22 protein-coding genes are annotated in these 26,243 nt (G+C 68.4%); 14 read left to right on the top strand and 8 right to left on the bottom strand.

Features of this window, described 5'->3' with window-relative positions; translation table 11 throughout:
- Positions 1-53: 53 nt before the first annotated feature.
- From BIV03_RS20065 to BIV03_RS00495, 6 genes are all read left to right on the top strand, one after another.
- On the top strand, positions 54-4,058 hold the full coding sequence (locus BIV03_RS20065; protein WP_254790658.1) for a DUF6049 family protein: 4,005 nt from the start codon (positions 54-56) through the stop codon (positions 4,056-4,058).
- A gap of 79 nt (positions 4,059-4,137) precedes the next feature.
- Complete coding sequence (trxB, locus tag BIV03_RS00475; protein ID WP_070417477.1) at positions 4,138-5,136, top strand: thioredoxin-disulfide reductase; 999 nt, start codon at positions 4,138-4,140, stop codon at positions 5,134-5,136.
- 63 nt (positions 5,137-5,199) lie between these two features.
- The gene (gene trxA / locus BIV03_RS00480) at positions 5,200-5,526 is read left to right on the top strand and encodes a thioredoxin (protein ID WP_017887828.1); all 327 of its coding nucleotides are present in this window, start codon (positions 5,200-5,202) and stop codon (positions 5,524-5,526) included.
- A gap of 168 nt (positions 5,527-5,694) precedes the next feature.
- On the top strand, positions 5,695-6,999 hold the full coding sequence (locus BIV03_RS00485) for a PLP-dependent aminotransferase family protein (protein ID WP_071294222.1): 1,305 nt from the start codon (positions 5,695-5,697) through the stop codon (positions 6,997-6,999).
- 46 nt (positions 7,000-7,045) lie between these two features.
- Positions 7,046-8,008 carry a D-alanine--D-alanine ligase gene (locus tag BIV03_RS00490; protein WP_071294223.1) on the top strand — a complete coding sequence of 321 codons (963 nt, stop codon included), beginning with the start codon at positions 7,046-7,048 and terminating at the stop codon, positions 8,006-8,008.
- Positions 8,009-8,102: 94 nt separating this feature from the next.
- Positions 8,103-8,651 (top strand): YdcF family protein, encoded by a 549-nt coding sequence (locus tag BIV03_RS00495; protein ID WP_302847770.1) that lies wholly within the window; start codon positions 8,103-8,105, stop codon positions 8,649-8,651.
- Positions 8,652-9,545: 894 nt separating this feature from the next.
- Here the strand turns inward: BIV03_RS00495 and BIV03_RS00500 are convergent.
- The 8 genes from BIV03_RS00500 to rpmH all read right to left on the bottom strand — a co-directional run bounded on the left by BIV03_RS00500 (position 9,546) and on the right by rpmH (position 14,557).
- Positions 9,546-10,526 (bottom strand): ParB/RepB/Spo0J family partition protein, encoded by a 981-nt coding sequence (locus BIV03_RS00500; RefSeq protein ID WP_071294224.1) that lies wholly within the window; start codon positions 10,524-10,526, stop codon positions 9,546-9,548.
- The gene (locus tag BIV03_RS00505; protein WP_071294225.1) at positions 10,526-11,419 is read right to left on the bottom strand and encodes a ParA family protein; all 894 of its coding nucleotides are present in this window, start codon (positions 11,417-11,419) and stop codon (positions 10,526-10,528) included. Before BIV03_RS00505 ends, BIV03_RS00500 begins: the two co-directional genes overlap by 1 nt.
- Positions 11,420-11,500: 81 nt before the next feature.
- Positions 11,501-12,145, bottom strand: a complete 645-nt coding sequence (gene rsmG, locus BIV03_RS00510; RefSeq protein WP_071294226.1) for a 16S rRNA (guanine(527)-N(7))-methyltransferase RsmG — start codon at positions 12,143-12,145, stop codon at positions 11,501-11,503.
- Entirely contained in the window at positions 12,142-12,630 is a 489-nt protein-coding gene (locus BIV03_RS00515; RefSeq protein WP_071294349.1) for a R3H domain-containing nucleic acid-binding protein, read from the bottom strand. Before BIV03_RS00515 ends, rsmG begins: the two co-directional genes overlap by 4 nt.
- 27 nt (positions 12,631-12,657) lie before the next feature.
- Positions 12,658-13,632, bottom strand: coding sequence for a membrane protein insertase YidC (yidC, locus tag BIV03_RS00520; RefSeq protein WP_070417471.1), 975 nt, complete (start codon positions 13,630-13,632; stop codon positions 12,658-12,660).
- Positions 13,633-13,640: 8 nt separating this feature from the next.
- Positions 13,641-14,021: a membrane protein insertion efficiency factor YidD gene (gene yidD / locus BIV03_RS00525; RefSeq protein ID WP_071294227.1), complete on the bottom strand. Its 381-nt coding sequence runs from the start codon at positions 14,019-14,021 to the stop codon at positions 13,641-13,643.
- Positions 14,018-14,380: a ribonuclease P protein component gene (gene rnpA / locus BIV03_RS00530; RefSeq protein ID WP_071294228.1), complete on the bottom strand. Its 363-nt coding sequence runs from the start codon at positions 14,378-14,380 to the stop codon at positions 14,018-14,020. Before rnpA ends, yidD begins: the two co-directional genes overlap by 4 nt.
- A gap of 39 nt (positions 14,381-14,419) precedes the next feature.
- Positions 14,420-14,557: a 50S ribosomal protein L34 gene (gene rpmH / locus BIV03_RS00535; protein WP_058724833.1), complete on the bottom strand. Its 138-nt coding sequence runs from the start codon at positions 14,555-14,557 to the stop codon at positions 14,420-14,422.
- Between the two features lie 510 nt (positions 14,558-15,067).
- Here rpmH and dnaA point away from each other — a divergent pair.
- The 8 genes from dnaA to BIV03_RS00575 all read left to right on the top strand — a co-directional run bounded on the left by dnaA (position 15,068) and on the right by BIV03_RS00575 (position 26,173).
- The gene (dnaA, locus tag BIV03_RS00540; RefSeq protein ID WP_254789475.1) at positions 15,068-16,528 is read left to right on the top strand and encodes a chromosomal replication initiator protein DnaA; all 1,461 of its coding nucleotides are present in this window, start codon (positions 15,068-15,070) and stop codon (positions 16,526-16,528) included.
- A gap of 473 nt (positions 16,529-17,001) precedes the next feature.
- Positions 17,002-18,147, top strand: coding sequence for a DNA polymerase III subunit beta (gene dnaN, locus BIV03_RS00545; RefSeq protein WP_071294229.1), 1,146 nt, complete (start codon positions 17,002-17,004; stop codon positions 18,145-18,147).
- Positions 18,148-18,217: 70 nt separating this feature from the next.
- Positions 18,218-19,105 (top strand): phosphogluconate dehydrogenase (NAD(+)-dependent, decarboxylating), encoded by an 888-nt coding sequence (gene gnd, locus BIV03_RS00550; RefSeq protein ID WP_099051919.1) that lies wholly within the window; start codon positions 18,218-18,220, stop codon positions 19,103-19,105.
- 30 nt (positions 19,106-19,135) lie between these two features.
- The gene (gene recF, locus BIV03_RS00555) at positions 19,136-20,371 is read left to right on the top strand and encodes a DNA replication/repair protein RecF (RefSeq protein WP_071294230.1); all 1,236 of its coding nucleotides are present in this window, start codon (positions 19,136-19,138) and stop codon (positions 20,369-20,371) included.
- A complete protein-coding gene (locus BIV03_RS00560; protein ID WP_071294231.1) occupies positions 20,371-20,871 on the top strand; it encodes a DUF721 domain-containing protein in 501 nt (166 codons plus the stop codon). Before recF ends, BIV03_RS00560 begins: the two co-directional genes overlap by 1 nt.
- A 132-nt stretch (positions 20,872-21,003) precedes the next feature.
- Positions 21,004-23,007 carry a DNA topoisomerase (ATP-hydrolyzing) subunit B gene (gyrB, locus tag BIV03_RS00565; RefSeq protein ID WP_070417464.1) on the top strand — a complete coding sequence of 668 codons (2,004 nt, stop codon included), beginning with the start codon at positions 21,004-21,006 and terminating at the stop codon, positions 23,005-23,007.
- Between the two features lie 117 nt (positions 23,008-23,124).
- Complete coding sequence (gyrA, locus tag BIV03_RS00570) at positions 23,125-25,773, top strand: DNA gyrase subunit A (RefSeq protein WP_070417463.1); 2,649 nt, start codon at positions 23,125-23,127, stop codon at positions 25,771-25,773.
- A complete protein-coding gene (locus BIV03_RS00575; protein WP_070417462.1) occupies positions 25,766-26,173 on the top strand; it encodes a DUF3566 domain-containing protein in 408 nt (135 codons plus the stop codon). The genes gyrA and BIV03_RS00575 overlap by 8 nt, the downstream gene beginning before the upstream one ends.
- Positions 26,174-26,243 lie beyond the last annotated feature (70 nt).

The following is a 26,243-nucleotide window of genomic DNA, read 5'->3' on the forward strand; positions in this document are numbered from 1 at the left end:
TCGGGCCTCATACACTCGTGGACGGCCCGAACCGACCCCGTGGCCCCTCCCGCATGCAGATCTTCCGCACCACGCTCGCCGCCGCCGCGTCGGCCCTCGTCGCGCTCGGCCTCGTCGTCGCGCCCGCTGCGGCCGACGGTGCACTCGCCACGACGGCCTCCACGACCACGACGCACGCCGCACACCCGGCGGCTGCCGAGCAGGGCCGGACGACGATCACGATCGCGCCGGCGAACCGCGGGATCGTCCAGCGCGACGAGGACCTCGAGCTCTCCGTCACGGTCACGAACGACACCGACGCGGACGTCCCCGCCGGCACCGCGGAGCTCGACATCTTCCGCTCCGTGAGCACGCGCGACGTCCTCTCCGACTGGCTCGCCGACACCAGCACGACCGGTTACCTCGGCGCCCCGATGGACTCCGTGGACGTCCCGGCGGTCCCTGCACACCGATCCGTCACGCTCGGCTCGGTGAAGATCGTCTCGGGCAACGTCGCCCTCGGCGGGTACTCGTCGTTCGGCGCGCGACGCATCGCCGCCGAGTACACGGCCGGTGACACCTACGCCGTGGCGCGGTCCGCGATCACCTGGTACCCCGAGACGGACCAGACGCCGGTGAGCGTCTCGGTCGCGATGCCCATCACCGTCCCGGCGACGAACCAGGGCGTCCTGACGGCCGGCGTCCTGGCCTCAGCGACCGCCGTCGACGGCACGCTCACCCAGCAGCTCGACGCCGCCGAGGACCACAACGTCGCCGTCGCGATCGACCCGCGGATCATCGCGTCCATCCGGATCCTCGGTGAGAACGCTCCGTCGTCGGCGACCGCGTGGCTGGACCGGCTCGAGTCACTCCGCAACGAGACCTTCGCGCTCCCGTACGCCGACGCCGACGTCACCGGCCTCCGGCAGGCGGGAGCCGACGGGGTCCTCTCGCCGATCTCCCTCGACCAGGAGATCAAGCAGCAGAACTTCCCCGGCGCGTCCACCCCGACCCCGACCCCGACGTCGGATCCGCAGAGCCCGACGGCCGACCCCTCCGCCTCGACGTCACCGACCGACGACGCCACCGCGGACCCAGGGACGGACGACGAGGCACCCGCGACGCTGCCCACCACCGATTCCCTGCTCGACTTCCCCTACTCGATGGACGGGATCGCCTGGCCGTCCGACGGCACCGTCACCGCGGCGGACCTGCCGGCGCTCGCGAAGGCCGGCTCGAAGACGACGATCGTGTCGAGCGGCAACACGTCGGCCGACGCGGACACGACGATCGCCGCGTCCGAGCAGATCGCCGGGCAACACGTCCTCGTGTCCGACCAGTCGATGTCCGCCCTGCTCCGCACCGCGGCGACCGCGTCGAGCCAGCAGGAGTGGTCGACGGCCATGTCCGAGCTCACCGCGACGCTCGCGACCTCCGCCCGGGCGGGCACGGCCGAGGCACCGATCCTGCTCACCCTCGGTCGCGACTGGCCGACGAACTCCGCGCGGCTGAGCCAGGCCCTCGACGCACTCGAGGACACCGCCTGGGTCGCCCCGGCGGACCTCTCCACCGCGGCCTCCGCGACGGCCGGCTCCCTCACGCTGTCCGCCGGGACGAACGGCGACGCTCGCATCGACCAGCTGCAGCGACTGGTGGACGGCGAACAGGACCTCGCCGGGTTCGCGTCCGCGCTGGACACCCCGACCGACCTGACCGCGCCCGCCCGACTCCGGCTGCTTGCCCTGGCCTCGAACGCCTGGCGCATCGACACGGACGGCCTCGCGACCGCCGTCGACGCCCAGGTCGCGAACTGGGCGGGCAAGACCTCGCAGATCAGCATCCCCGACTCGAGCAGCCTCACCCTGCTCGGCGACCGCTCCTCGCTGCCGATCTCGATCCGGAACCGCTCCGACTTCCCGGTCACGGTGCTGTTGTCCGTGCAGCCGTCCAACTCCGCGCTGCGGGTGGTGCGGAACGACATCGAGGTGAAGATCCAGCCGGACTCCTCCACCCGCACGACGGTGCCGGTCCAGTCGGTCGCGAACGGCAAGGTCAACCTGACCCTCTCCCTCACGAGTCCGACCGGGGTGAAGATCGCGACCCCGGCCACCGTCGAGCTGAACGTCCAGGCGCAGTGGGAGACCGTGATCACCGCGGCCGCGGCGGTGGCGCTCGTCGCGATCTTCGGGTTCGGCATCTTCCGGAGCATCCGGAAGCGTCGCCGTCGCCGGAACGGCGACGTCGACGAGGACGACGACGAGGACCCGAACCGGCTGCTCGAGGTCCAGCCGGTGGTCGGTGGGGACCCCGTGCCCGCCGCATCGCCGCACGACCGGCGGGCACCGTTCCTCCAGTCCGACACCGCGGTGCGCGACGCACCGACAGCCGACCCCGAGGAGCCGACCATCAGCGCCACCCAGCCCGAGCCGTCCGTCGACGCGGAGCCGGCCGCCGAGCGCAGTCTCGGCCGTGCCAGCGCGATGCTCGCCGCCGGCACCATGCTGTCGCGCATCCTCGGCTTCGCGAAGACCTTCGTCCTCGCCTTCGCGATCGGCAACACCGGCTCCGACGCCGCGAACGCCTTCGGCATCTCGAACCAGCTGCCGAACAACATCTACGCGCTCATCGCCGGCGGCCTGCTGTCCGCCGTGCTCATCCCGCAGATCGTCCGCTCGATGAAGCAGCACACCGACGGCGGCGTGGCCTACGTCAACAAGATCGTGACGCTCGGCGGGTCGGTGTTCGTCGTCATCGCGATCGTCGCGACGCTCCTCGCACCGTTCCTCGTCTCCGTGTACAGCCAGCAGGCGTCCGGCGACAGCAAGGGCTTCACCGACGCGCAGACGGACCTGGCCGTCGCCTTCGCGTTCTGGTGCCTGCCGCAGATCCTCTTCTACGCGATGTACTCGCTCCTCGGCGAGGTCCTCAACGCGAAGCAGGTGTTCGGGCCCTTCACCTGGGCGCCGCTGCTCAACAACGTCATCGCGATCGCTGGACTGATCGTCTTCATCGCGCTGTTCGGCGGTCGCGACGTCAACTCCTCCACCGAGGGGTGGACGGCGATCAAGATCGCCGTCCTCGCCGGCAGCGCGTCGCTGGGCGTGTTCGCGCAGGCCGCCTTCCTGCCGTTCTTCTGGCGGCGTGCCGGACTGACCTTCCGACCGGACTTCCGCTGGCGCGGCGTGGGGCTGCGCTCCACCGGGACGGCCGCCGGGTGGCTCTTCGCGATGATCCTCGTGACGCAGCTCGCCGGCATCGTGCAGTCCCGCGTCGCGTCGCTCGCCGGGGGCGCCGGCATCGCCACCCTCGGCACGACGTGGCTGCTGTTCATGCTCCCGCACTCGATCATCGCGGTCTCCATCGCGACGGCGTACTTCACGCGGATGAGCCACGACGCCGAACGCGGCGACCTCGGAGCAGTGCGCCGGAACCTCTCGCTCTCGCTGCGGATCGTCGGCCTGTTCACCGTGTTCGCGAGCGTCGCGCTCATCGTGCTCGCGATGCCGTTCGCCCGGATCTGGGAGAACCGGTTCGACCACACCCAGGCGATGGCCGAGGTCCTGTGGGCCTACATGCCGGGTCTCGTGCTGTTCAGCATGCTCTTCATCATCCAGCGGGTGTTCTGGGCCCTGCACGACCACCGCACGCCGTTCCTGATGCAGTGCGTCCAGTCGGTGCTGTTCGTCATCGGCGCCCTCGCCGTCGCGACCTTCCCCGGCAACGTGATCGGCGTCTCGATCGCGGTGTGCACGACCGTCGCGGGCACCGTGCAGACGATCATCGCGCTCGTCCTCGTCCGCAAGCGTCTGAACGGCATCGAGGGGCCGATCGTCACGCGGTCGCACGTGCAGTTCGTCATCGCCGCGCTCATCTCCGGCGTCGTGGGGCTCGTCGTCGTCAACTTCTTCGGCGGCTTCTCGGCCGACGGGTTCGCGATGTCCGACGTCTCCGGCGCACTGATCACCATCGCCCTCACCGGCGCCGTGATGGTGCTCGTCTACTTCGGGGCGCTCGTCGTCGCGAAGAACGGCGAGATCAGGGGCGCCGTCGACATCCTGCGGAAGCGGCTCGGTCGCTGACGCGCTCCCGGGTGATGCGGAATGCCACGCCGGTAGCATGTGTTGACCCGGTCAGCTATCTACGGAAGGGCAGCGAGGCATGCGCCAGCTCATCATCATCGGTTCCGGCCCGGCCGGGTTCACCGCCGGCATCTACGCGGCACGCGCGGAGCTCAAGCCCCTGATCGTCGCCTCCAGCGTCGAGACCGGCGGCGAGCTCACGAAGACGACCGAGGTCGAGAACTTCCCGGGCTTCCCCGAGGGGATCCAAGGCCCGGACCTCATGATCAAGATGCAGGAACAGGCCGAGAAGTTCGGCGCCGAGGTCCTGTACGACGACGCCGTGTCGGTCGACCTCACCGGTGACGTCAAGAAGGTCACGGTCGGCTCCGGCGAGACGTACGAGGCCCTCGCAGTCATCTACGCGACCGGCTCGGCGTACCGCCACCTCGGCCTCGCCGACGAAGAGCGGCTGTCCGGCCACGGCGTCAGCTGGTGCGCGACCTGCGACGGCTTCTTCTTCCGCCAGAAGAACATCGCCGTCGTCGGCGGTGGCGACTCTGCGATGGAAGAGGCCACGTTCCTCACCCGCTTCGCCGACAAGGTGACGGTCATCCACCGCAAGGACACCCTGCGCGCGTCGAAGATCATGCAGGACCGGGCGATGAACGACCCGAAGATCGAGTTCGCGTGGAACAAGGAGGTCACCGGCATCACGGGTGACTCCGCGGTGACCGGCGTCACGCTGCGCGACACGGTGGACGGCACCGAGAGCGAACTGGCCCTCGACGGCCTCTTCATCGCGATCGGCAACGACCCGCGCACGCACCTGATCCACGGCCAGATCGACATCGCCCCCGAGGGCACGATCGCGGTCCAGGGTCGCTCCTCGAAGACGAACCTGCCCGGCGTGTTCGCCGCCGGTGACGTCATCGACCCGACCTACCGCCAGGCGATCACGGCCGCCGGCTCCGGCACCGTCGCGGCGCTCGACGCGGAGAAGTACCTCGCCGAGCTCGACGACGCGCTGACCGGCCCGGCCGAGGGCGTGACCCCGGAGTCGCCCGTCACGGTCGACGTCGAAGCCGCCCACGCCTGATCCACGGAATACCGCAGCGCCCCGGGCGTTGCACCCACTGATCGACTTCTCGAAGGAGCACACATGTCCAACGCCAAGGCAGTCACCGACGCCACCTTCTCGGACGAGGTCCTCAAGTCCGACAAGACGATCCTCGTCGACTTCTGGGCCGAGTGGTGCGGCCCGTGTCGCGCGGTCTCGCCGATCCTCGACCAGATCGCCGAAGAGCACGCCGGCAAGATCGAGATCGTGAAGCTCAACGTGGACGACAACCCCCAGTCGGCCATGAACTACCAGATCACGTCGATCCCGGCGATGAAGGTCTTCAAGGGCGGCGAGGTCGTCAAGACCGTCATCGGCGCGAAGCCGAAGCCGGCGCTCGAGGCCGACCTCGCAGAGTTCCTCGCGTAGGCACCTGCCCCACCGAGCGGCCCCGCACCCCACCGGGTGCGGGGCCGCTCGCGGTTCCGGGCCACCGGTTCAGGATCGGCTCTGTCGTGGGGCCCGGGTTCCCGGGGTCGATGTCGTAGTGTGGCGGGAATGTGAGTGGCGGGCAGGTCCCGCTGGAACGGAGCCAAGATGACGAACGGCAACAGCCTCGACCCCTGGTACGACTCCTACGCCCAGCGCACCGCCGGGCTGAGCGCCTCCGAGGTCCGAGCCCTGTTCGCCGTCGCGTCGCGGCCCGAGGTGGTCTCGCTCGCCGGCGGCATGCCGTACGTCTCCGCGCTGCCGCGTGAGCTCGTCACGGGCTCCCTCGACCGTGTGATGGCCGAGGACGCCGCCATGGCGCTCCAGTACGGCGGGGGACAGGGCCTGCGGTCCCTGCGCGAGCACATCGTCGACGTGATGAGCCTCGAGGGCATCCGTGCCAGTGCCGAGGACGTCGTCGTCACCACCGGGTCGCAGCACGCGCTGGACCTCGTCACCCGACTCTTCATCGACCCGGGTGACGTCGTGCTCGCCGAATCGCCGTCCTACGTCGGCGCGATCGGGGTCTTCCGGTCGTACCAGGCCGAGACCGTGCACGTCACCACCGACGAGAACGGTCTCGTCCCCGAAGCGCTGCGCGAAGCGATCGCGAACCTGCGGACCCAGGGCAAGCGGATCAAGTTCCTCTACACGATCCCGAACTTCCACAACCCCGCCGGTGTGACCCTCAGCCGCGAGCGTCGCATCGAGATCCTCGACATCTGCCGTTCGAACAACATCCTCGTGCTCGAGGACAACCCGTACGGCCTCCTCTGGTTCGACGAGCCGGCGCCGCAGGCGATCCGATCGATCGACGAGGAGGGCGTGGTCTACCTCGGCTCGTTCTCCAAGACGCTCGCGCCGGGCTTCCGCGTCGGCTGGGCCCTCGCACCCCACGCCATCCGCGAGAAGCTCGTCCTCGCCAACGAGTCGGCCGTCCTCGCGCCGAACTCCTTCGGCCAGTACGTGGTGAACGCCTACCTCGACGCCGCGGACTGGAAGGGTCAGGTCGACACCTTCCGGGGCCTCTACGCCGAGCGTCGTGACGCCATGCTGTCCGCGCTGGGGGAGTTCCTGCCGGACCTGTCCTGGACGAAGCCGAACGGTGGCTTCTTCGTGTGGCTGACCCTGCCCGAGTCGCTCGACTCCAAGGGGATGCTGCCGCGGGCAGTCAAGGAGCTCGTCGCCTACACCCCGGGGACGGCCTTCTACGCCGACGGACGCGGCGGCGGTCACATCCGCCTGTCGTTCTGCTACCCGACGCCGGAGCAGATCCGCGTCGGCGTGAAGCGGCTCGCGAACGTCGTCAACGACGAGCTCGAGCTGGTCGAGACCTTCGGGTCCGCGACGCGGCCCAACGCGGTCGTCCGACCGGCATCGTCGGTGAGCGCTCCGCCGCCGAACATCTCCTGATCAGCCTTTTTCACCGTTCCACCTGCAGTACCGGAGGTCCATCCGCATGGCCGAGCTCACCCGCCGTCACGTCGTCGTCGTCGCGGGAGGGATCTCGCACGAGCGTGACGTCTCCCTGCGGTCCGGACGCCGGGTGGCCGACTCGCTGACCGGGTACGGCTGGCAGGTGGACCTCCGCGACGCAGACGCATCGTTGCTCCCGACCCTGCGGGAGAGCCGCCCGGACGTCGTGTGGCCGGCTCTGCACGGCGCCTCCGGTGAGGACGGCGCCCTGCGGGGCATCCTGGAGGCGCTGGACATCCCGTTCGTCGGCTCACGTTCGACGTCGGCCCGGCTGGCATGGGACAAGCCCACCGCGTCGGCGCTGGTCGCGCGGGCGGGCGTCCGGACCCCGCGCTCGGTCACGCTCTCGCACGACGTCTTCCGGGAGCTCGGCGCGGTCGGCGTCCTCGAGAGCATCGCTGTCGAGCACCCGGTCCCACTCGCCGTCAAGCCTGCCCGAGGCGGGAGCGCCCAGGGCGTCACCCTCGTCGACGACGTGAACGACCTGCCGCGCGCGATGGTCACCGCGTACACGTACTGCGACGACGTCGTGGTCGAGCAGCTCATCCGTGGGACCGAGGTCGCGGTCGGCATCATCGACACCGGCGACGGTCCGGTGGCGCTCTCCGCGGTCGAGATCGTCCCCCGCAACGGCATCTACGGGTTCGAGGCTCGGTACAACGCCGGCGAGACCACCTTCTACACGCCGGCCCGCCTGTCCGAGGAGTTCGCGGCTGCTGCGTCCGCCGCCGCCGTGGCAGCCCACGAGGCCCTCGGTCTGCGACACATCTCGCGCGTCGACCTCATCGTCGACGCCGCTGGGACGCCCTGGTTCCTCGAGGCGAACGTCCTTCCCGGGCTCACCGAGACCTCTCTCGTGCCGCAGGCCCTCTCCGCGTCGGGCTTCGACCTGGGGTGGACCTACGCCGAGCTCGCGGAGCAGGCGATCCGCGACCACCGGGCCTGACACCGCGATCGTGGGGTGCCGACACGTTCCACGTGGAACATCCCTCGCCGTCCTGCCGGCCGTGGGCCTCGTGACGCTGGCCGCAGGCGAAGCCGTGCACTGCCGGGCTGCGCGTCGGGCTGGACAGCTTCCACGACCGACGGAGGGTTCCGCGGGGCTCGTCGTCGTCCTCGGGTTCGGCAATCGGGGTCGTCGCATCAACGTCGTGAATCGGTGGCGCGCCCGGATCGCTGTCCGCACAGCACGTTCGGCTCGCGCGGTCGGCGCCTCCGTTCAGATCCTCTGCAGTGGGGGAGCGGTGCGCGGGGCGTTCGCGGAGGCTGTGCTCCTGCGGGACTACATCGAGAAGTCCCTCGGGTGGGATGGCCCGGTATCGATCGAGTCGGAGAGTCGTTCGACGTGGGAGAACGTGCGCAATGCGCTGCCGTGGATCGAGGCCGCTGACTGGGTCGCCTTCGCATCGAACGGACTGCACGCTGAGAAGGCGCGTGTCTACCTCGGGCGTCAGCGACCGGAGCTTGCCGGGCGGCTCGTGGCTGCCGATGACTACCGGTTCGGCGAGATGAGCCTGCTGAAGCCGGTGTTCGCTGCCGTTGGGCTGTGGAAGCTTCGTGCCGTGTTCCACGTGAAACCTCCGGCCTGATCCACCCGTTCCACGTGGAACATTCGCCCAAGCCCGCGCGCAAGACGCCGGTCTCGACCTGTCCGCGGTCCACACTCGCCGCCGGAGGGCCGCACACAGAGCGAGCCGGCCCGGAGCCACAGCCCTCACTTCCATGCATGCAGGGACGGGTACGGGATCCCTGCGTGCGGCCGTCACGCATGAGGGAGACGGAGCCATCAGTTGGCCCGCGCCCATCTCATCGCACTCGAGCAGGAGCTCTTCGCAGCATCTCGCAGACCGAGGGCTCCGTGCCAAGCGCCGAGAAGATCGTTCGCAACTCATCGCCCAACAGGGGAGCGGCCCGGCCCGAGCGCCCCGCCCGTCACGGATCGCGCCAATGCCGAGAAGGGACCCCGGGGACCAACTCCGCCTCGTATCGTGCGGGTCATCCGACATCCCGCCTCATGTTCCGCCACCCATCTCGCGTGCGAACGTGCAGCTCGGCACAAGGCCGGATCCGAGACGCGCCGCAGCCGCTCGACTGCCCCACCGCGAGCAGATGGCCCGGATGACCGCCACGGCGGGGACACGCGGGCCACTGGTTTCGACGCCTGGCCGCTCCTGGCCGCTCCGTGCAGGGGCCAGATCGCTCGGTCTGACGGCTCCGGTAGGCGCGAGCACGGCGCCACGATCGGACAGAACGGCGTCTGCTGGCCGACACGAACCACCCTCGGCGCTTCGACTCGATGTTCCACGTGAAACGCTCCCTGCACGATCAGTCCCCTGAACAGCGGGGTACGCGAGAGGCCACAGCAGGCTCACTCAGGGCCCAGTAGACCCGCCGTCAGACCCACGGACCCGACGACGCCGTCGAGCCCGCAGGCAGCCGCACAGCGCCGCACAGAGACCTCCGCGGCAGAAGACGGCCGAACGTCAGCCCGCGACGTCCTCGATACCAAGCTCCCCGAGGATCCGGTTGAGGTCATCCCCGTTCGCGAAGTCGATCGTCACCGAGCTCTTCCGCGCCCCGACAGCGATCTTGACCCGCGTGTTCAACCGATCGCCGAGCCGCTCCGCCAGGTCGTTGAAGTGCACCTGCCGCTTGGACGGCTCCGCCTTGGGCTTCACCGGCGTCTTCCCCGCGAGCTGCTGCGCGATCGACTCGGCGGCCCGGACGGACAGGTCCTCGTTGACGATCTTCTCTGCGAGGTACTCCATGGCCTCGGCGTCAGGCGCAGCGAGGATCGCACGTGCGTGTCCGGCCGAGAGCACACCAGCTGCCACACGCCGCTGGACGGGGGAGGGGAGTCGCAGGAGACGGATCGTGTTGGTGATCTGCGGACGCGAACGGCCGATCCGCTGGGCGAGCTGCTCCTGCGTGATCCCGAAGTCCGCCAGGAGTTGCTGGTACGCCGAAGCCTCTTCGAGCGGGTTGAGGTTCGCACGGTGGAGGTTCTCGAGCAGCGCGTCGCGGAGCATCGCATCGTCAGGGGTGTCCTTGACGATGGCGGGGATGGTACTCAGCCCGAGCTCCTTGGTGGCGCGGAGTCGGCGCTCACCCATGATCAGCTCGTACTGCGGCTCGGTCCCAGCGGCGCCGGCGATCGGGCGCACGACGATCGGCTGCAGGACACCGATCTCGCGGATCGAGTGGACGAGTTCCTGCAGTTCCTCTTCGCGGAACTCCTTGCGCGGCTGCTGCGCGTTCGGCACGACGTCGAGGGGGTTCAGGTTCGCCAGACGCGCGCCCGGAACCGCGACGAGCTCCTCCGCGGTCGCACCGTCGACGAGCGGCGCGGACGCCGGCGATCCACCGGTCGGGAAGAACACGTCGACAGGACGGTCCTGCTGCTCCGACGCCGTCGGGATGAGGGCTCCGATGCCCCGTCCGAGTCCAGTTCGCTTCGGTGCCATCAGTGCTGCGCTCCTCGTGCTGCGATCTCGGCTGCCGCCTCCAGGTAGGAGAGCGAGCCGGTTGAGTTGACGTCGTACGCAACGACGCTCTGCCCGTAGCTCGGGGCTTCGCTGACGCGGACGGATCGGGGGATCACGGCCTCGAGCACCTGTTCGCCGAAGTGCTCCCGCACGTCTGCTGCGACCTGGTTGGAGAGGTTCGTCCGGCTGTCGTACATCGTCAAGAGGATGGTAGACACGGCGAGGTTCGGGTTCAGGTGCCGCTCGATGAGCTCGATGTTCCGGAGCAGCTGACTCAAGCCCTCAAGCGCGTAGTACTCGCACTGGATCGGGATCAGGACTTCGCGCGCTGCGACGAAGGCGTTGATCGTGAGCAGTCCGAGCGACGGCGGGCAGTCGATGAAGACGTAGTGGTACGGCTCGTCCAGCGACTCGAGGTACTGGTCCAACGCGGTCCGCAGGCGCTGTTCGCGAGCGACGAGCGACACCAGTTCGATCTCGGCGCCGGCGAGGTGGATCGTGGCCGGTACGCACCAGAGTGTGTCCGACTCGGGGGAGCGCTGGACCGTGTCCGCGATCGGTGCCTCGTCGACGATCACGTCGTAGATGCTCGGGACCTCGGCCTGGTGGTTGACACCGAGCGCCGTGGAGGCGTTGCCCTGGGGGTCGAGGTCGATCACCAGCACGCGCGCTCCGCCGTGCGCCAACGCAGCGGCGAGGTTGACCGTGGTGGTGGTCTTGCCGACGCCACCCTTCTGGTTCGACACCGTGAAGACACGCGTCTTCGGCGGCAGCGGGAACTGCTGCGTCGCGATCGCACGGCGACGACGGTTCAGATCAGCGATCTCACGGGCAAGCGGTGTCGACGCGTCGTAATCGGTCGATGAACTCAACGAGTGCCTCTTCCCCGGTTCGGTGTTTCACGTGGAACGCGGAGCCACTGGTGGCCGGTCGAACCGGCCCGAGCCGCAGCGTCAGTCAACTGTAGCCCGGAAGACGCGCGTGGTCTCCTCGACCACACCGACTCCGAGCTCGAGCACCTCTACATCGGCGAGACGCTTCCGGAGGATGACCTTTCGGGCCTTCTCCATCTCGTCCTCGACGCGGGCGCCCTTCATGAGGATGAGCTGGCCACCGGACCGAACCAAGGGCACGGTCAGGGGGATCAGCTTCGACAACGCGCTCACGGCGCGCGCAGTCACCTGGTCGACCACGATGTCGTCGGCGACGTCCTCAGCACGGGCACGGACGACCTCGACGTTGTCGAGGCCGAGGCGCGAGGTCTCTGACGTCAGCCAATCCACTCGCCGTTCCATCGGTTCGATGAGCGTGAGGTGCACGTCCGGCCGGGCGATCGCGAGCACCAAGCCGGGGAGTCCAGCACCGGAACCGACGTCCGCGACCCGGCCCCGTTCCTCCAGGAGTGGAGCGAGCACCGCAGAATTGAGGATGTGTCGCGTCCACAAGCGCGGCAGTTCGAGTGGGCCGATCAGGCCGAGCTCCTCACCGCGTCGAGCAAGCTCGTTCGTGAAGGAACGCGCCAGGTCGAGGCGTTCGCCGAAGAGCGTCGCAGCAGCCGCCGGCTCCGTCTCGAGGACGGGAGGCGCGGTCTCGGTCATCGGGTGACGACCGTGTGGCGGTCCCGACCCTCACCCTCGGACTCCGAGTGGAAGCCCTTCTCGGCAACCAGGTCGTGGACCAGCTTGCGCTCGTACGACGACATCGCGGGGAGTGCAGCCGTGGTCGAACCCGCCTCGATGCGCTCGATGGCGGTGTCGACGAGCCGCTGCAGTTCGGACGCACGAGCATCGCGCGAGCCGCCGACGTCGAGGATCAGCCTGCTGAACTCGCCGGTCTCGGCCTGGACGGCGATGCGCGTGAGCTCCTGCAGGGCCGAGACGGTGTCCGGCTTCGACAGCACGCGGAGCGCGTCGCCCTCGTCCGTGACGGACAGGTACACGCGGCCCGCACGCTCCTCGATCTCGATGTCGCCGTCGAGGTCGCAGATGTCGAGGAGTTCCTCGATGTAGTCCGCCGCGATGTCGGCTTCGTCGCGGGCGTCGTCGTCGACGGTCGCGGTCGGGGTGTCGACGGTGGTGTCCACGGCGTCCGCGGTGTCCTGCTCGGTCACTTACTTCTTCCCGTTCTTCTTGGCACGGTTCTTGCCGACCGGCTGCTGCCGCTGGGTCGTCACGCGGACGGCCTCGATCTCGGCGGCACCGGCCCCGGCGCCGGCCTCGGCGAGGACCGGGGTGGCCGCACCGCGACGCTGCGCCTTCTTCGCGAGACGTGCCTCACGAGCGAGTGCGGCCTCGGAGCCGGGGGTCGGCATGCTGCGGATGACGAAGTACTGCTGCGCCATCGTCCAGACGTTCGAGGCGAGCCAGTAGAACATGACGCCGAGGGGGAACGACAGACCGGAGATGACGAAGACCAGCGGGAGGATGTACAGCATCATCTTCTGCTGGCGGTACATCGGAGACTCCTTGGTCTCCGGCGACATGTTCTTCGCGACGAGCTGCAGCTGGGTGATGAACTGCGAGGCGGTCATCACGACGATCATGACGCCGGCGATGACCCGGACCTCCCAGCCAGAGGCGTTCGTGAACGTCTCGTGCAGGGGAGCGCCGAAGAGCGATGCGTTGCCGAACGACGCGGCGAGGTCGTTCGTGAGCAGGCCGATGCCCGTCTTGTTGATCTGCGCCTCGTGCAGCACCGAGTACAGCGAGAAGAAGATCGGCATCTGGATCAGCAGCGGCAGGCAGGAGCTCAGCGGGTTCGTCCCGGTCTCCTTGTACAGCGCCATGGTCTCGCGGCTCATGGCCTCACGCGAGAACTGGTCCTTCTTGCCCTTGTACTTCTCTTGGATCTTCTTGAGCTGCGGCGCCACCTCGAGCATGCGGCGCTGCGACTTGATCTGGCGCACGAAGATCGGGATGAGCGCGGCGCGCACCACGAAGGTCAGGAAGATGATGGAGAGCACCCAGGTGATGCCGGCTCCGGGGTCCATGCCGATGCTCTCGAAGATCCAGTGGAAGCCCACGAGGATGGCCGAGACCACCCACTTGAGCGGCCAGAGGATCGTTCCGATGAATCCGAGGTCCATGGGGACTGTCACGCCTTTCGAGTGCGCTGGGGGAGCAGGACCGGCAGGGTGGAACCACCCGTGGGCTGCGGCTGCGGCTGGGTCGGTGCGAGCACGAACCCGAACCGGTTGACGTCGTAGGGGCGACGCCGTGCACGGACGTCGTCGATGCCCCCGGCTGCCCAGGGGTTGCACCGTGCGATGCGCCATGCACCCATGGCGGATCCGCGGACGACGCCGTACTGCTGGATCGCCTCGAGCGCGTACCGGGAGCACGAGGGGTGGTACCGACAGACGTTGCCGTAGAGCGGTGAGATCACGGCACGGTAGGCGCGCAGCACGATGACGCACACGTTGCGCGGGAGCAACGCGACGGCCCAGGCGAGCCGGGTCCACAGGTTGCGGTTCATGCTGCCTTCTCCACACCACGCGCACAGGAGCGCGAGACGTCTTCGAGCAGGGTAGGCCATCCGGCCTGCGCAGCGGCTGGCAGTGCGCGGACCACCACGTCGTAGCCGACGGGGATGTCGGCGAGCAGCCCGTGCGCGATCGCCTTGAGGCGACGCCTGACCAGGTTCCGGGTCACGGCGTTGCCCACCGTCTTCGCGACGATGAAGCCGAACCGTGTCGGACCGGTACCGCTCGACGGGTCGTGCGAGGTGCGACGGACCACCGATACGACGGCGTGCGCCGTGGCGCTTCTGCGACCACGACGCACGACGGACCGGTAGTCGTCACCTCGGACGATCCGGTTGGCGCGGGCCAACACGAGTCGGTACCGGAGGACGAGATCAGGCGGGGAGCCTGATCAGGCGCTGAGCTCGGTGCGGCCCTTGGCGCGACGTGCGGCCAGGATGGCGCGGCCGGCACGGGTGCGCATGCGGGCGCGGAAGCCGTGCTTCTTGGCGCGGCGGCGGTTGTTCGGCTGGAAGGTGCGCTTGCTCATGATGTTCTCCACACGGCTGCTCGCGGCGAGCCGTCACGTATGTGTAGTCGCTCGGTGCCGAACGACGCAGATGGGCGCGACCGAACGGCCGCAGTCAACTGGTTAACGGTACGTGACAGGGGCGAGCAGGTCAAACGCCGTCGTCGACCCGACCGCGGGAGCGGTGCGCACGTTCATTATCCACATTGGGGAAAACGTGCGTTCGGTACGACGCGCTCGAGTCCTTTACAGTGGGGTGATCGACCGGCCAGCGGCCCGGTACGACGGGGGATTCCCCTCGTCGTGCGGCTCGCGCCGATCGTGGACAAGACTGTGGACAACCCTGTGGACCACCATGCGGGACGACACGCGTCCGGGACGTCGACGATGCCACCCGGACTCACGACGACTCGCCAGGAACGATCCGGCGGTCGACGCTGCGCCGGTCCGTCCGGCGGCGGTGGACACCCAGTGCAGACGAGCACCAGCGACGAGCACGACACGACATCAGGAGACGAGCGCGACATGACGATGCCGGCCGACCCCGTCGAGGACCTCTGGTCATCCGTCCTCGGACTCCTCTCGGAGGACGACCGCATCACCCCGCAGCTGCACGGCTTCCTCAACCTGGTCGAGCCGAAGGGCGTGCTCGCCGGCACCCTCTACCTCGAGGTGCCGAACGACCTCACCCGCGGCATGCTCGAGCAGCGGATCCGCATCCCGATCACCGAGGCCGTCTCCCGCATCGGTGACGACACCGTCGCGAACTTCGCCATCACGGTGAACCCGGACATGGCGTCCGAGCCGCGGGTCGACACGCAGGTCACCAGCAACGTCCCCGAGTACGCCGAGCCGGTGCAGGAAGCCGTCGAGCAGAGTGCGGCCCCCCGCCAGTACATCGAGGCGCCGTTCGTCCCGAGCCAGATCGACTCCCCGGGGACCAGCGGTCGCCCCGAGTCCCGACTCAACCCCAAGTACAACTTCGACAACTTCGTCATCGGCTCGTCGAACCGCTTCGCCCACGCGGCGGCGGTCGCGGTGGCCGAGGCACCGGCGAAGGCCTACAACCCGCTCTTCATCTACGGCGACTCGGGCCTCGGCAAGACCCACCTCCTGCACGCGATCGGCCACTACGCCGAGAGCCTCTACCCGGGGATCCGGGTGCGGTACGTGTCCAGCGAGGAGTTCACGAACGACTTCATCAACTCGATCGCGAACAACCGGTCGAACCAGTTCCAGCAGCGGTACCGCGACATCGACATCCTGCTGATCGACGACATCCAGTTCCTGCAGGGCAAGGACTCCACGCAAGAGGCGTTCTTCCACACCTTCAACACGCTGCACGACCACAACAAGCAGGTCGTCATCACGTCGGACGTCGCGCCGAAGCACCTGACCGGGTTCGAGGACCGGATGCGCTCCCGCTTCGAGTGGGGCCTCATCACCGACGTCCAGGCGCCGGACCTCGAGACCCGCATCGCGATCCTCCGCAAGAAGGCGCAGTCCGACCACCTGCAGGTGCCCGACGACATCCTCGAGTTCATCGCGTCGAAGGTGTCGAGCAACATCCGGGAGCTCGAGGGCACCCTGATCCGCGTCACGGCGTTCGCGAGCCTGAACCGGACGGCCGTCGACATGGCCCTGGTGCAGACGGTCCTCAAGGACCTCATCACACTCGACGACGACAACGTGATCGCGCCGACGGACATCATCAACCACACCGCGGAGTACTTCAAGCTCTCCGTCGACGACCTCTACGGGTCCTCCCGCTCGCAGGCGATCGCCACGGCGCGGCAGATCGCGATGTACCTCTGCCGTGAGATGACGAGCCTGTCGCTGCCGAAGATCGGACAGCTCTTCGGCAACCGGGACCACACCACGGTCATGTACGCCAACAAGAAGATCGCGGAGCTCATGAAGGAGCGTCGCTCGATCTACAACCAGGTCACGGAGCTGACCAGCCGCATCAAGCAGGACCGCCGCTACCGCTGACGCACGTCGCGTTGCGTCGCGCTGCGCACATCTGGCACGGCCCTGGAGGCGCGGCTGACGACCGTCAGATCGGCCTGCTTCCGCGCGCATCCACCATCTGAGACGGTTCCATGCGCCGGACTTCACACAGTGTGGAAAGCCTGTGGATAACTGTGGAGGACACGCCGGTCGGTTGTTCACAGCGGAGGGGCCACCTGTGGAGACTGGGGATGGAAGTGGATAGATGAGATTCATTCATCCAGACACCTCCCACACACCACTCACAACTCACACGTGTGTAGTTCCCTGTGGACAAGCGGTGTTAACAGGGTTATCCACAGTGTGCACAGGCGTTAACACCATTACTCCTGGTTAACGATTGATCTCAGCGGGCCAACCTTGTGGACGGCGGGATGACAAGAAATCCGGGCCTCGCCGGGCTGTGCCACAATGGGGCGGCCGGACAGTCCAACCGATCGACAGGGGTTCCAGCTGTGAAGTTCGAGGTCAAGCGGGACGTCTTCTCCGAAGCCGTCTCCTTCGCGGTGAAGCTCCTCCCACAGCGCACGACCCTCCCGATCCTCTCGGGCGTCCTCATCCACGCCGACGGCGATCGACTCACGCTCTCGTCGTTCGACTACGAGGTCTCGGCGCAGACGTCCATCGCCGCGCAGATCGACGACCCCGGCACGGTGCTCGTCTCCGGCCGGCTCCTCAACGACATCGCGAGCCGCCTGCCGAACGCCCCGGTCACCTTCACCACCGAGGACTCGAAGATCTCGGTCACCTGCGGTTCGGCGCACTTCACGCTGCTGTCCATGCCGGTCGAGGAGTACCCGACGCTCCCCGAGATCGGCGAGCAGACCGGCGTGATCCCCGGCGACGCCTTCTCCGAAGCCGTGTCCCAGGTCGCCGTCGCCGCCAGCCGCGACGACGTCACCCCCGTGATCACCGGCGTCCAGCTCGAGGTCGGCGACAACGACCTCTCGCTGATCGCGACGGACCGCTACCGTGTCGCCGTCCGCACCATCGCGTGGGACTCCGGCCGCGTCGGGTCGGACCCGCTGCACGCGCTCGTCCCGGCCCGCACCCTGCAAGAGGTGGGCCGCACGTTCGGCTCGGCGTCCACCGTCTCGGTGTCGATCAGCGGCTCGTCCGACCGCGAGCTCATCGCGTTCCACGCGGACGACAAGACCGTCACGTCGCTGCTCATCAAGGGCAACTACCCGCCGGTCCGCCGGCTCTTCCCCGAGACCGTCCAGGACCACGCGGTGATCAACACCGCGGAACTGGTCGAGGCGGTCCGACGGGTCTCCCTCGTCCTGGAGCGCGAAGCCGCCCTCCGGTTCTCCTTCACGGTCGACGGGCTCACGCTCGAAGCGATCGGTTCCGAACAAGCGCAGGCGTCAGAGTCGATCAGTGCGTTGCTGACCGGTGAGGAAACGGTGGTCTCGCTGAAGCCCGCCTTCCTCCTGGACGGGTTGAACGCGGTGCACTCCGAGTTCGTCCGGATCTCCTTCACCAAGACGGAGAACCCCAACAAGCCGGGCCCGGTGCTCATCACCGGCCAGACCTCGCAAGAGGCCCCGGCCGCGGACGGATACCGGTACCTGCTGCAGCCCAATCTCCTGCTGCGGTAAGCGCAACAGCCGAACACTGCGCTGACGCGCCATCCCTGCATCAGCGCGACGACGAACAGAAGAGGAAATCATGCACATCGGTCTTGTCGGCCTCGGTCGCATGGGCAACAACATGCGTGCCCGTCTCCGCAACGCAGGCATCGAGGTCACCGGCTACGACGCGAACCCCGCCGTCTCGGACGTCGCCGACCTCGGCGCACTCGCCGCGGCGCTCCCCGAGGGCAAGAAGCTCGTGTGGGTCATGGTCCCGCACGGCAAGATCACCGACGACGTGATCACCGACCTGTCGAACGTCCTGAGCGAGGGCGACCTCGTGATCGACGGCGGCAACTCGAAGTGGCTCGACGACGAGGTGCACGCCAAGCAGCTCGACGCCAAGGGCATCCGCTACATGGACGCCGGCGTCTCCGGTGGCGTCTGGGGCAAGGACAACGGCTACGGCCTCATGGTGGGCGGCGCCCCCGAGGACGTCGAGTTCGCCATGCCGGTCTTCGACGCGCTCCGTCCCGAGGGCCCGCGCGAAGAGGGCTTCTCGCACGCCGGCGGCGTCGGCGCTGGTCACTACGCGAAGATGGTCCACAACGGCATCGAGTACGCGATCATGCAGGCCTACGGCGAGGGCTACGAGCTCCTCGAGGCCAAGGACATCGTCCACGACGTCCCGGCGGTCTTCGCCGGATGGCAGCGCGGTACGGTCGTCCGCTCCTGGCTGCTCGACCTCCTCGTCCTCGCGATCAACGAGGACCCGAAGCTCGACGAGCTCGAGGGCTACGTCGACGACTCGGGCGAGGGTCGCTGGACCCTCGAAGAGGCGATCGAGCTCGCGGTGCCGATGCCCGCGCTCTCCGCGGCGATGTTCGCCCGCTTCGTCTCGCGTCAGGGCAGTGAGTCCCCGACGATGAAGGCCGTCGCGGCGCTCCGCAACCAGTTCGGCGGCCACGCCGTCAAGAAGGCGTAGTCCAACCGGGGCAACCCGGCCACGGCCCGCGTGCACGTCGACCACCTGCAACTCACGGACTTCCGGAACTACCGGGAGGCCGAGGTCGACCTCGCACGCGGGCCGAACCTGTTCGTCGGCCGGAACGGACAGGGCAAGACCAACCTCGTCGAGGCGATCGGCTACCTCTCCACCCTCGGGTCGCACCGGGTCCCGACGGACGCGGCACTCGTGCGGCAGGGCTGCGACGCGGCGATCGTCCGCGCTCGGCTCGCGCACGAGGACCGCAGCATCCTCGCCGAGGTCCAGATCAACCGCACCGGCTCGAACCGGGCGCAGGTGAACCGCTCGGCCATCAAGCCCCGCGAGCTCCCGCGCTACTGCACGAGCGTCCTCTTCGCGCCCGAGGACCTCGCGCTGGTCCGGGGCGAACCGGCCGGCCGACGCCGGATGCTCGACGAACTCCTCGGGCAGATCGCCCCGCGCATGCAGGGCGTCCTCGCCGACTACGACCGGACGCTCCGGCAGCGGAACACCCTGTTGAAGTCGGCCCGGGCGACCGGTGCGAAGGCGGGTTCGCTCGCGACGCTCGACGTCTGGGACGAGCGGCTCGTGGCGTTCGGCGCCGAGATCATCGCCGCCCGTGACCACCTCACCCGGCGGCTCGCCCCGTTCGTGGCCGAGGCCTACGCGACCGTCGCCGGCGAACGGCACGAGGCGTCGATCACCGGAGTCCTGAGCGTCCGCGGCGGCGACCCGGAGGACGCGGCCGCGACGGATCCCGTCCTCGGGACACCCGACGAGCCGGTCACCGTCACCGCGGCTGCCGATGCGTTCCGCGCGGCACTCGAACGGCGTCGACGCGACGAGCTCGACCGCGGCCTGACGCTCGTCGGTCCGCACCGCGACGACGTTCTCTTCCAGCTGAACGGGTTACCTGCCCGCGGCTACGCCAGTCACGGGGAGTCGTGGTCGTTCGCACTCGCCGTGCAGCTGGCCAGTGCGTCGATCCTCCGCGCCGAGTCGAGCCTGGGGGATCCGATCATCATCCTCGACGACGTGTTCGCCGAACTCGACGAGTCGCGTCGGGAACGCCTGGCCGGGGCGGTCGCCGACTACGAGCAGGTGCTCATCACCGCGGCGGTGTTCGGTGACGTGCCCGAGCAGCTGGCCGCGCACACGGTCCGGATCGAAGCGGGCACGATCGTGACCGACGAGGCGGAGCCGAGCCGCGCCTGCAGTCCGACCGAGGACCCGGGCGACCACCCGGCGGAAGCCGGCGTCTGATGCCGAAGCCGTCGAAGCCGACCGAGCCCTCGCGGGTCTACCGGCATCTCCGCGCCGTCTTCGGCGACCCCTCGAAGCGCGGCGTCGACGCGCGCCGGCGCCGCATGAAGGGACTCGACCCCGATTCCGTGCCCTACGGTCGCGGTCGCGAGCCCGCCGGACTCGGCGACGTCGTCGGTTCGCTCGCACAGGAACTGGGCTGGACCGAGCCCCTCGCCCGGTCCGAGCTGTTCGTGGACTGGCCCGCCGTGGTGGGCGAGGAACTCGCGAAGCACTCCCGACCCGTGACCATCGACGACGGTGCACTCGTCATCCGGTGCGACTCGACGGCCTGGGCGACCCAGCTCCGACTGATGCGCAGCACCGTCACGACGACCATCGCCGAGCGGCACCCCGAGGCGGGGGTGCAGTCGATCCGGGTTTCGGGCCCCGACGCCCCCACCTGGAAACGCGGTCCCAGGACGGTTCAGGGGCGCGGTCCCCGCGACACTTACGGGTAGGGCGACGAAATCGTCCGGGAGGACGAAAAAAGGCCGTCCACGGCCGGAATCCGCCCTCGGAGGAGGGGGTCCTGCGGTAGACTGAGAGGTGCAGTGCGCGGGTGTTCCGCGCGCAGGCAGGAGCACCTTCGAATGACATCCGGATCTGACGACGACCGACAGAACTCGTCCGGCGAGGCGACCCCGCAGAGCGATCCAGCGTACGGCGCAGACCAGATCCAGGTGCTCGAGGGACTCGAAGCCGTCCGGAAGCGTCCGGGCATGTACATCGGGTCGACCGGTCCCCGCGGTCTGCACCACCTCGTGCAGGAGATCGTCGACAACTCCGTCGACGAAGCGCTCGCGGGCTACTGCGACACGATCAACGTCACCATCCGCGAAGACGGCGGCGTCCGCGTGGTCGACAACGGCCGTGGCATCCCCGTCGGGATCCACGCTGCCGAGGGCGTCTCGACCGTCCAGGTCGTGCTCACCGTCCTGCACGCCGGCGGCAAGTTCGGCGGCGGCGCGTACGCGGTGTCCGGCGGCCTGCACGGCGTCGGTTCGTCGGTCGTCAACGCGCTGAGCTCCGAGCTCGACGTCGAGGTCCGCCAGCAGGGCCACGTCTGGCGCCAGAGCTACACCGACGGCGTCCCGGTCGCGCCCCTGTCGAAGGACGAGGAAGACGACGGCCACGGCACCACGATCACCTTCTGGCCGAACGCCGACATCTTCGAGACCGTCGTCTTCGACTACGAGACCCTGCGCACGCGCTTCCAGCAGATGGCCTTCCTCAACAAGGGCCTGCGGATCACCCTGACCGACGAGCGCACCCCGGCCGAGGGTGAAGAGGCACGGCACGACTCCTTCCTCTACGAGCGTGGCCTCGCCGACTACGTCGAGTACCTCAACGCCCAGAAGAAGGCCGACCTGGTGCACCCGGACGTCATCGGCTTCGAGGCCGAGGACCCGGAGCGCAAGATCGCGCTCGAGGTCGCGATGCAGTGGAACACCTCCTACCAGGAGAGCGTCCACACCTTCGCGAACACGATCAACACGCACGAGGGCGGCACCCACGAAGAGGGCTTCCGCGCGGCGCTGACGTACCTGGTCAACAAGTACGCGCGCGAGGCGAAGATCATCAAGGAGAAGGACGACAACCTCACGGGTGACGACATCCGTGAAGGGCTGACGGCCGTCATCTCCGTGAAGCTCGGCGAACCGCAGTTCGAGGGGCAGACGAAGACCAAGCTCGGCAACACCGAGGCGAAGGGCTTCGTCCAGCGCGTCGTCGGCACCGAGCTCACCCACTGGTTCGAGAGCAACCCGACGCAGGCCCGCGACGTCGTGCGCAAGGCGATCCAGGCCTCGCAGGCCCGTCTCGCCGCACGCAAGGCGCGCGAGACCACCCGTCGCAAGGGCCTCCTCGAGTCGGGCGGCATGCCCGGCAAGCTCAAGGACTGCCAGTCGAAGGACCCGACGGTCTCCGAGATCTTCATGGTCGAGGGTGACTCCGCCGGTGGTTCCGCCGTGCAGGGTCGCAACCCGATGACGCAGGCGATCCTGCCGTTGCGCGGCAAGATCCTCAACGTCGAGAAGGCCCGCCTCGACCGTGCCCTGGCCAACCAGGAGATCCAGTCGATGATCACGGCGTTCGGCGCCGGCATCGGCGAGGACTTCGACCCGGACAAGGCCCGGTACCACAAGATCGTGCTGATGGCCGATGCCGACGTCGACGGCCAGCACATCACGACCCTGCTCCTCACCCTGCTGTTCCGCTACATGCGGCCGCTCATCGAGCGCGGCTACGTGTACCTCGCGCAGCCGCCGCTCTACCGCCTGAAGTGGTCGAACTCGGCGCACGAGTACGTGTTCAGCGACCGGGAGCGCGACGCCCTGATGCAGGCCGGCCTCGCCGCCGGCAAGCGCATCCCGAAGGACAACGGGATCCAGCGCTACAAGGGTCTCGGCGAGATGGACTACAAGGAGCTGTGGGACACCACGATGAACCCGGACACCCGGACGCTCCTGCAGGTCACGCTCGAGGACGCCGCCGCGGTGGACAGCGTCTTCGCGACGCTGATGGGTGAGGACGTCGAGTCCCGTCGCCAGTTCATCCAGCAGAACGCGAAGGACGTCCGGTTCTTGGACATCTGATCCTGGCCTGGAGGCGCGGCGTGAGTCGCGCGGACCAGTCCTGACCACCTGTGGTCGCGCCCGGCGCGACTGACGGAACCACAGCCTCCAGGCTGTCCAGAAAGGGAACGAAGCCACATGGCTGACGACAACGAGAACGGCGCCGACGAGCAGCCCGAGATCGTCCACGGCGACAGCGGGGACATCGTCGTCTCCGGTGACCGCATCTCGCAGGTCGACCTGCAGCTCGAGATGCAGCGCTCGTACCTCGACTACGCGATGAGCGTCATCGTCGGTCGTGCCCTGCCCGAGGTCCGTGACGGACTGAAGCCGGTGCACCGCCGCGTGATCTACGCGATGTTCGACGGCGGCTACCGTCCCGACCGGGCCTTCTCGAAGTGCTCGCGCGTCGTCGGCGACGTCATGGGGCAGTTCCACCCGCACGGTGACAGCGCGATCTACGACGCCCTCGTCCGCCTGGTGCAGCCGTGGTCGCTCCGGTACCCGCTCGCGCTCGGCCAGGGCAACTTCGGTTCCCCGGGCAACGACGGCGCCGCTGCCCCGCGGTACACCGAGACCAAGATGGCGCCGCTCGCCATGGAGATGGTCCGGGACATCGACGAGGACACCGTCGACTTCCAGGACAACTACGACGGTCGCACGCAGGAGCCCGCGATCCTGCCGGCACGCTTCCCGAACCTGCTGGTCAACGGGTCCGTCGGCATCGCGGTCGGCATGGCGACGAACATCCCGCCGCACAACCTGCGCGAGGTCGCCGCGGGCGCCAAGTGGGCGCTCGAGCACCCCGACGCCACGCGTGAAGAGCTCCTCGGCGCGCTCATGCAGCGGATCAAGGGCCCGGACTTCCCGACCGGGGCGCAGATCCTCGGCACGAAGGGCATCCAGGACGCCTACCGCACCGGTCGTGGCTCGATCACGATGCGTGCGGTCGTCAACGTCGAGGAGATCCAGGGTCGCACCTGCCTCGTCGTCACCGAGCTCCCGTACCAGGTGAACCCCGACAACCTCGCGATCCGTATCGCCGAGGGCGTGAAGGACGGCAAGCTCGCCGGCATCGCGGACATCCGCGACGAGACCTCGGGTCGTACCGGTCAGCGCCTCGTCATCGTGCTCAAGCGCGACGCCGTCGCCAAGGTCGTCCTCAACAACCTGTACAAGCACACGCAGCTGCAGGAGAACTTCGGCGCGAACATGCTCGCGATCGTCGACGGCGTGCCCCGCACCCTCGCGCTCGACGGGTTCATCTCGGCGTGGGTCGACCACCAGATCGACGTCATCGTCCGCCGCACCCAGTTCCGGCTGCGCGAGGCCGAGAAGCGCGCCCACATCCTCCGTGGCTACCTGGCCGCGCTCGACGCCCTCGACGAGGTCATCGCGCTCATCCGCCGGTCGCCCGACGTCGAAGAGGCCCGCACCGGCCTGATGGACCTGCTGTCCGTCGACGAGATCCAGGCGCGCGCGATCCTCGAGCTCCAGCTCCGTCGTCTCGCCGCCCTCGAGCGCCAGAAGATCCACGACGAGGCCGAGGAGCTCGAGCGCAAGATCGCCGACTTCCAGGACATCCTCGCGTCGGAGACGCGTCAGCGCACGATCATCGGCGACGAGCTCGAGGAGATCGTCGAGCGGTTCGGCGACGACCGCCGCAGCGAGATCCTGCTCGGCTTCGACGGCGACATGTCCATCGAGGACCTCATCCCCGAAGAGGAGATGGTCGTCACCATCACCCGCGGCGGGTACGTCAAGCGGACGCGCAGCGACAACTACCGCTCGCAGCACCGCGGCGGCCGCGGGGTCAAGGGTGCGCAGCTGCGCGCCGACGACATCGTCGAGCACTTCTTCGTGACGACGACGCACCACTGGCTCCTCTTCCTCACGGACAAGGGGCGGGTCTACCGCGCCAAGGCCTACGAGCTGCAGGAGGCCAGCCGCGACGCCAAGGGTCAGCACGTCGCGAACCTGCTCGCCATGCAGCCGGACGAGCAGATCCAGCAGGTGCTCGACATCCGCGACTACGAGGCGGCGCAGTACCTCGTGCTCGCCACGGCGCACGGTCTCGTGAAGAAGACCCCGCTCACCGAGTACGACACGAACCGCACCGGTGGCATCATCGCGATCAACCTGCGCGACGGCGACACCCTGGTGCAGGCACTCCTCGTCGACGAGCACGACGACCTCCTGCTCGTGTCGAAGCACGGCATGTCGCTGCGCTTCACCGCGACGAACGACACCCTGCGCCCGATGGGTCGATCGACCTCCGGCGTGAAGGGCATGTCCTTCCGCGACGACGACTCGCTGCTCGCAGCCCGGGTCGTCTCGGACGACGGCTACGTGTGGGTCATGACCGAGGGTGGCTACGCCAAGCGCACGTCGGTCGACCAGTACCGCGTGCAGGGCCGTGGTGGTCTCGGCATCAAGGTGGCCAAGCTGGCCGCTGACCGGGGCGACCTTGTGGGTGCTCTCATCGTGGGCGAGGACGACGAGGTGCTCGTCGTGCTGCAATCGGGCAAGGTGGTAAGGTCTGCCGTGGCCGAGGTGCCCGCCAAGGGTCGCGACACGATGGGTGTGGTCTTCGCGAGGTTCGCGGAGAACGACCGGATCATCGCGGTGGCCCGGAACACAGAGCGGAACCTGGACGACCAGGACGACGCCGAGATCGAGCCTGCGGGCCCGGTGGAGACGGTCAGCCCGGACGAAGCGGCCGCCGACCCCGCCGACACAGTGCCCACGGACACCGTGGCCGGAGAGGACCAGTCAAGCAATGAGTAGTGTCGCCGAGAAGCTCCAGAAGAAGGCGAAGCGGCCCGTCGGCACCCGTCAGGTGCGACTGCGGCTCGTGTACGTCGACTTCTGGTCGATGGTGAAGCTCAGCTTCCTCATCGCCCTGGCCGGCTCGATCGTGATCGTCGTCGCCACCGCGCTGGTGTGGGTCATCCTGAACCAGACCGGTGTCTTCACCCAGATCGACGCCCTGCTGAAGGACGTCACCGGGCAGAACAACTACTCGATCATGGACCAGTTCTCGCTGGGCCAGGTGCTCGGGTTCTCCATCGTCGTGGGCATCCTCAACGTGGTCGTCGGCACCGTGCTCGGCGCCATCGTGAGTGTCCTCTACAACCTCAGTGTGCGGATCACCGGCGGCTTGCTCGTCGGCTTCACGAACAACTGACACACCCGGGCCGGATGGGCCGACCGTCTCGATTTCGTTCTGCGAGATCCGTACGGTAGGCTTTCATCCG

The sequence above is a fragment of the Curtobacterium sp. MCBA15_016 genome (assembly GCF_001865105.1).
Lineage (GTDB): Bacteria > Actinomycetota > Actinomycetes > Actinomycetales > Microbacteriaceae > Curtobacterium.

Coding starts and splice junctions, on each gene's coding strand:
- BIV03_RS20065 (WP_254790658.1), top strand. CDS start 54: ATGCAGATCTTCCGCACCACGCTCGCCGCCGCCGCGTCGGCCCTCGTC.
- trxB (WP_070417477.1), top strand. CDS start 4,138: ATGCGCCAGCTCATCATCATCGGTTCCGGCCCGGCCGGGTTCACCGCC.
- trxA (WP_017887828.1), top strand. CDS start 5,200: ATGTCCAACGCCAAGGCAGTCACCGACGCCACCTTCTCGGACGAGGTC.
- BIV03_RS00485 (WP_071294222.1), top strand. CDS start 5,695: ATGACGAACGGCAACAGCCTCGACCCCTGGTACGACTCCTACGCCCAG.
- BIV03_RS00490 (WP_071294223.1), top strand. CDS start 7,046: ATGGCCGAGCTCACCCGCCGTCACGTCGTCGTCGTCGCGGGAGGGATC.
- BIV03_RS00500 (WP_071294224.1), bottom strand. CDS start 10,526: ATGGCACCGAAGCGAACTGGACTCGGACGGGGCATCGGAGCCCTCATC.
- rsmG (WP_071294226.1), bottom strand. CDS start 12,145: ATGACCGAGACCGCGCCTCCCGTCCTCGAGACGGAGCCGGCGGCTGCT.
- yidC (WP_070417471.1), bottom strand. CDS start 13,632: ATGGACCTCGGATTCATCGGAACGATCCTCTGGCCGCTCAAGTGGGTG.
- yidD (WP_071294227.1), bottom strand. CDS start 14,021: ATGAACCGCAACCTGTGGACCCGGCTCGCCTGGGCCGTCGCGTTGCTC.
- rpmH (WP_058724833.1), bottom strand. CDS start 14,557: ATGAGCAAGCGCACCTTCCAGCCGAACAACCGCCGCCGCGCCAAGAAG.
- dnaA (WP_254789475.1), top strand. CDS start 15,068: ATGCCGGCCGACCCCGTCGAGGACCTCTGGTCATCCGTCCTCGGACTC.
- gnd (WP_099051919.1), top strand. CDS start 18,218: ATGCACATCGGTCTTGTCGGCCTCGGTCGCATGGGCAACAACATGCGT.
- BIV03_RS00560 (WP_071294231.1), top strand. CDS start 20,371: ATGCCGAAGCCGTCGAAGCCGACCGAGCCCTCGCGGGTCTACCGGCAT.
- gyrB (WP_070417464.1), top strand. CDS start 21,004: ATGACATCCGGATCTGACGACGACCGACAGAACTCGTCCGGCGAGGCG.
- gyrA (WP_070417463.1), top strand. CDS start 23,125: ATGGCTGACGACAACGAGAACGGCGCCGACGAGCAGCCCGAGATCGTC.
- BIV03_RS00575 (WP_070417462.1), top strand. CDS start 25,766: ATGAGTAGTGTCGCCGAGAAGCTCCAGAAGAAGGCGAAGCGGCCCGTC.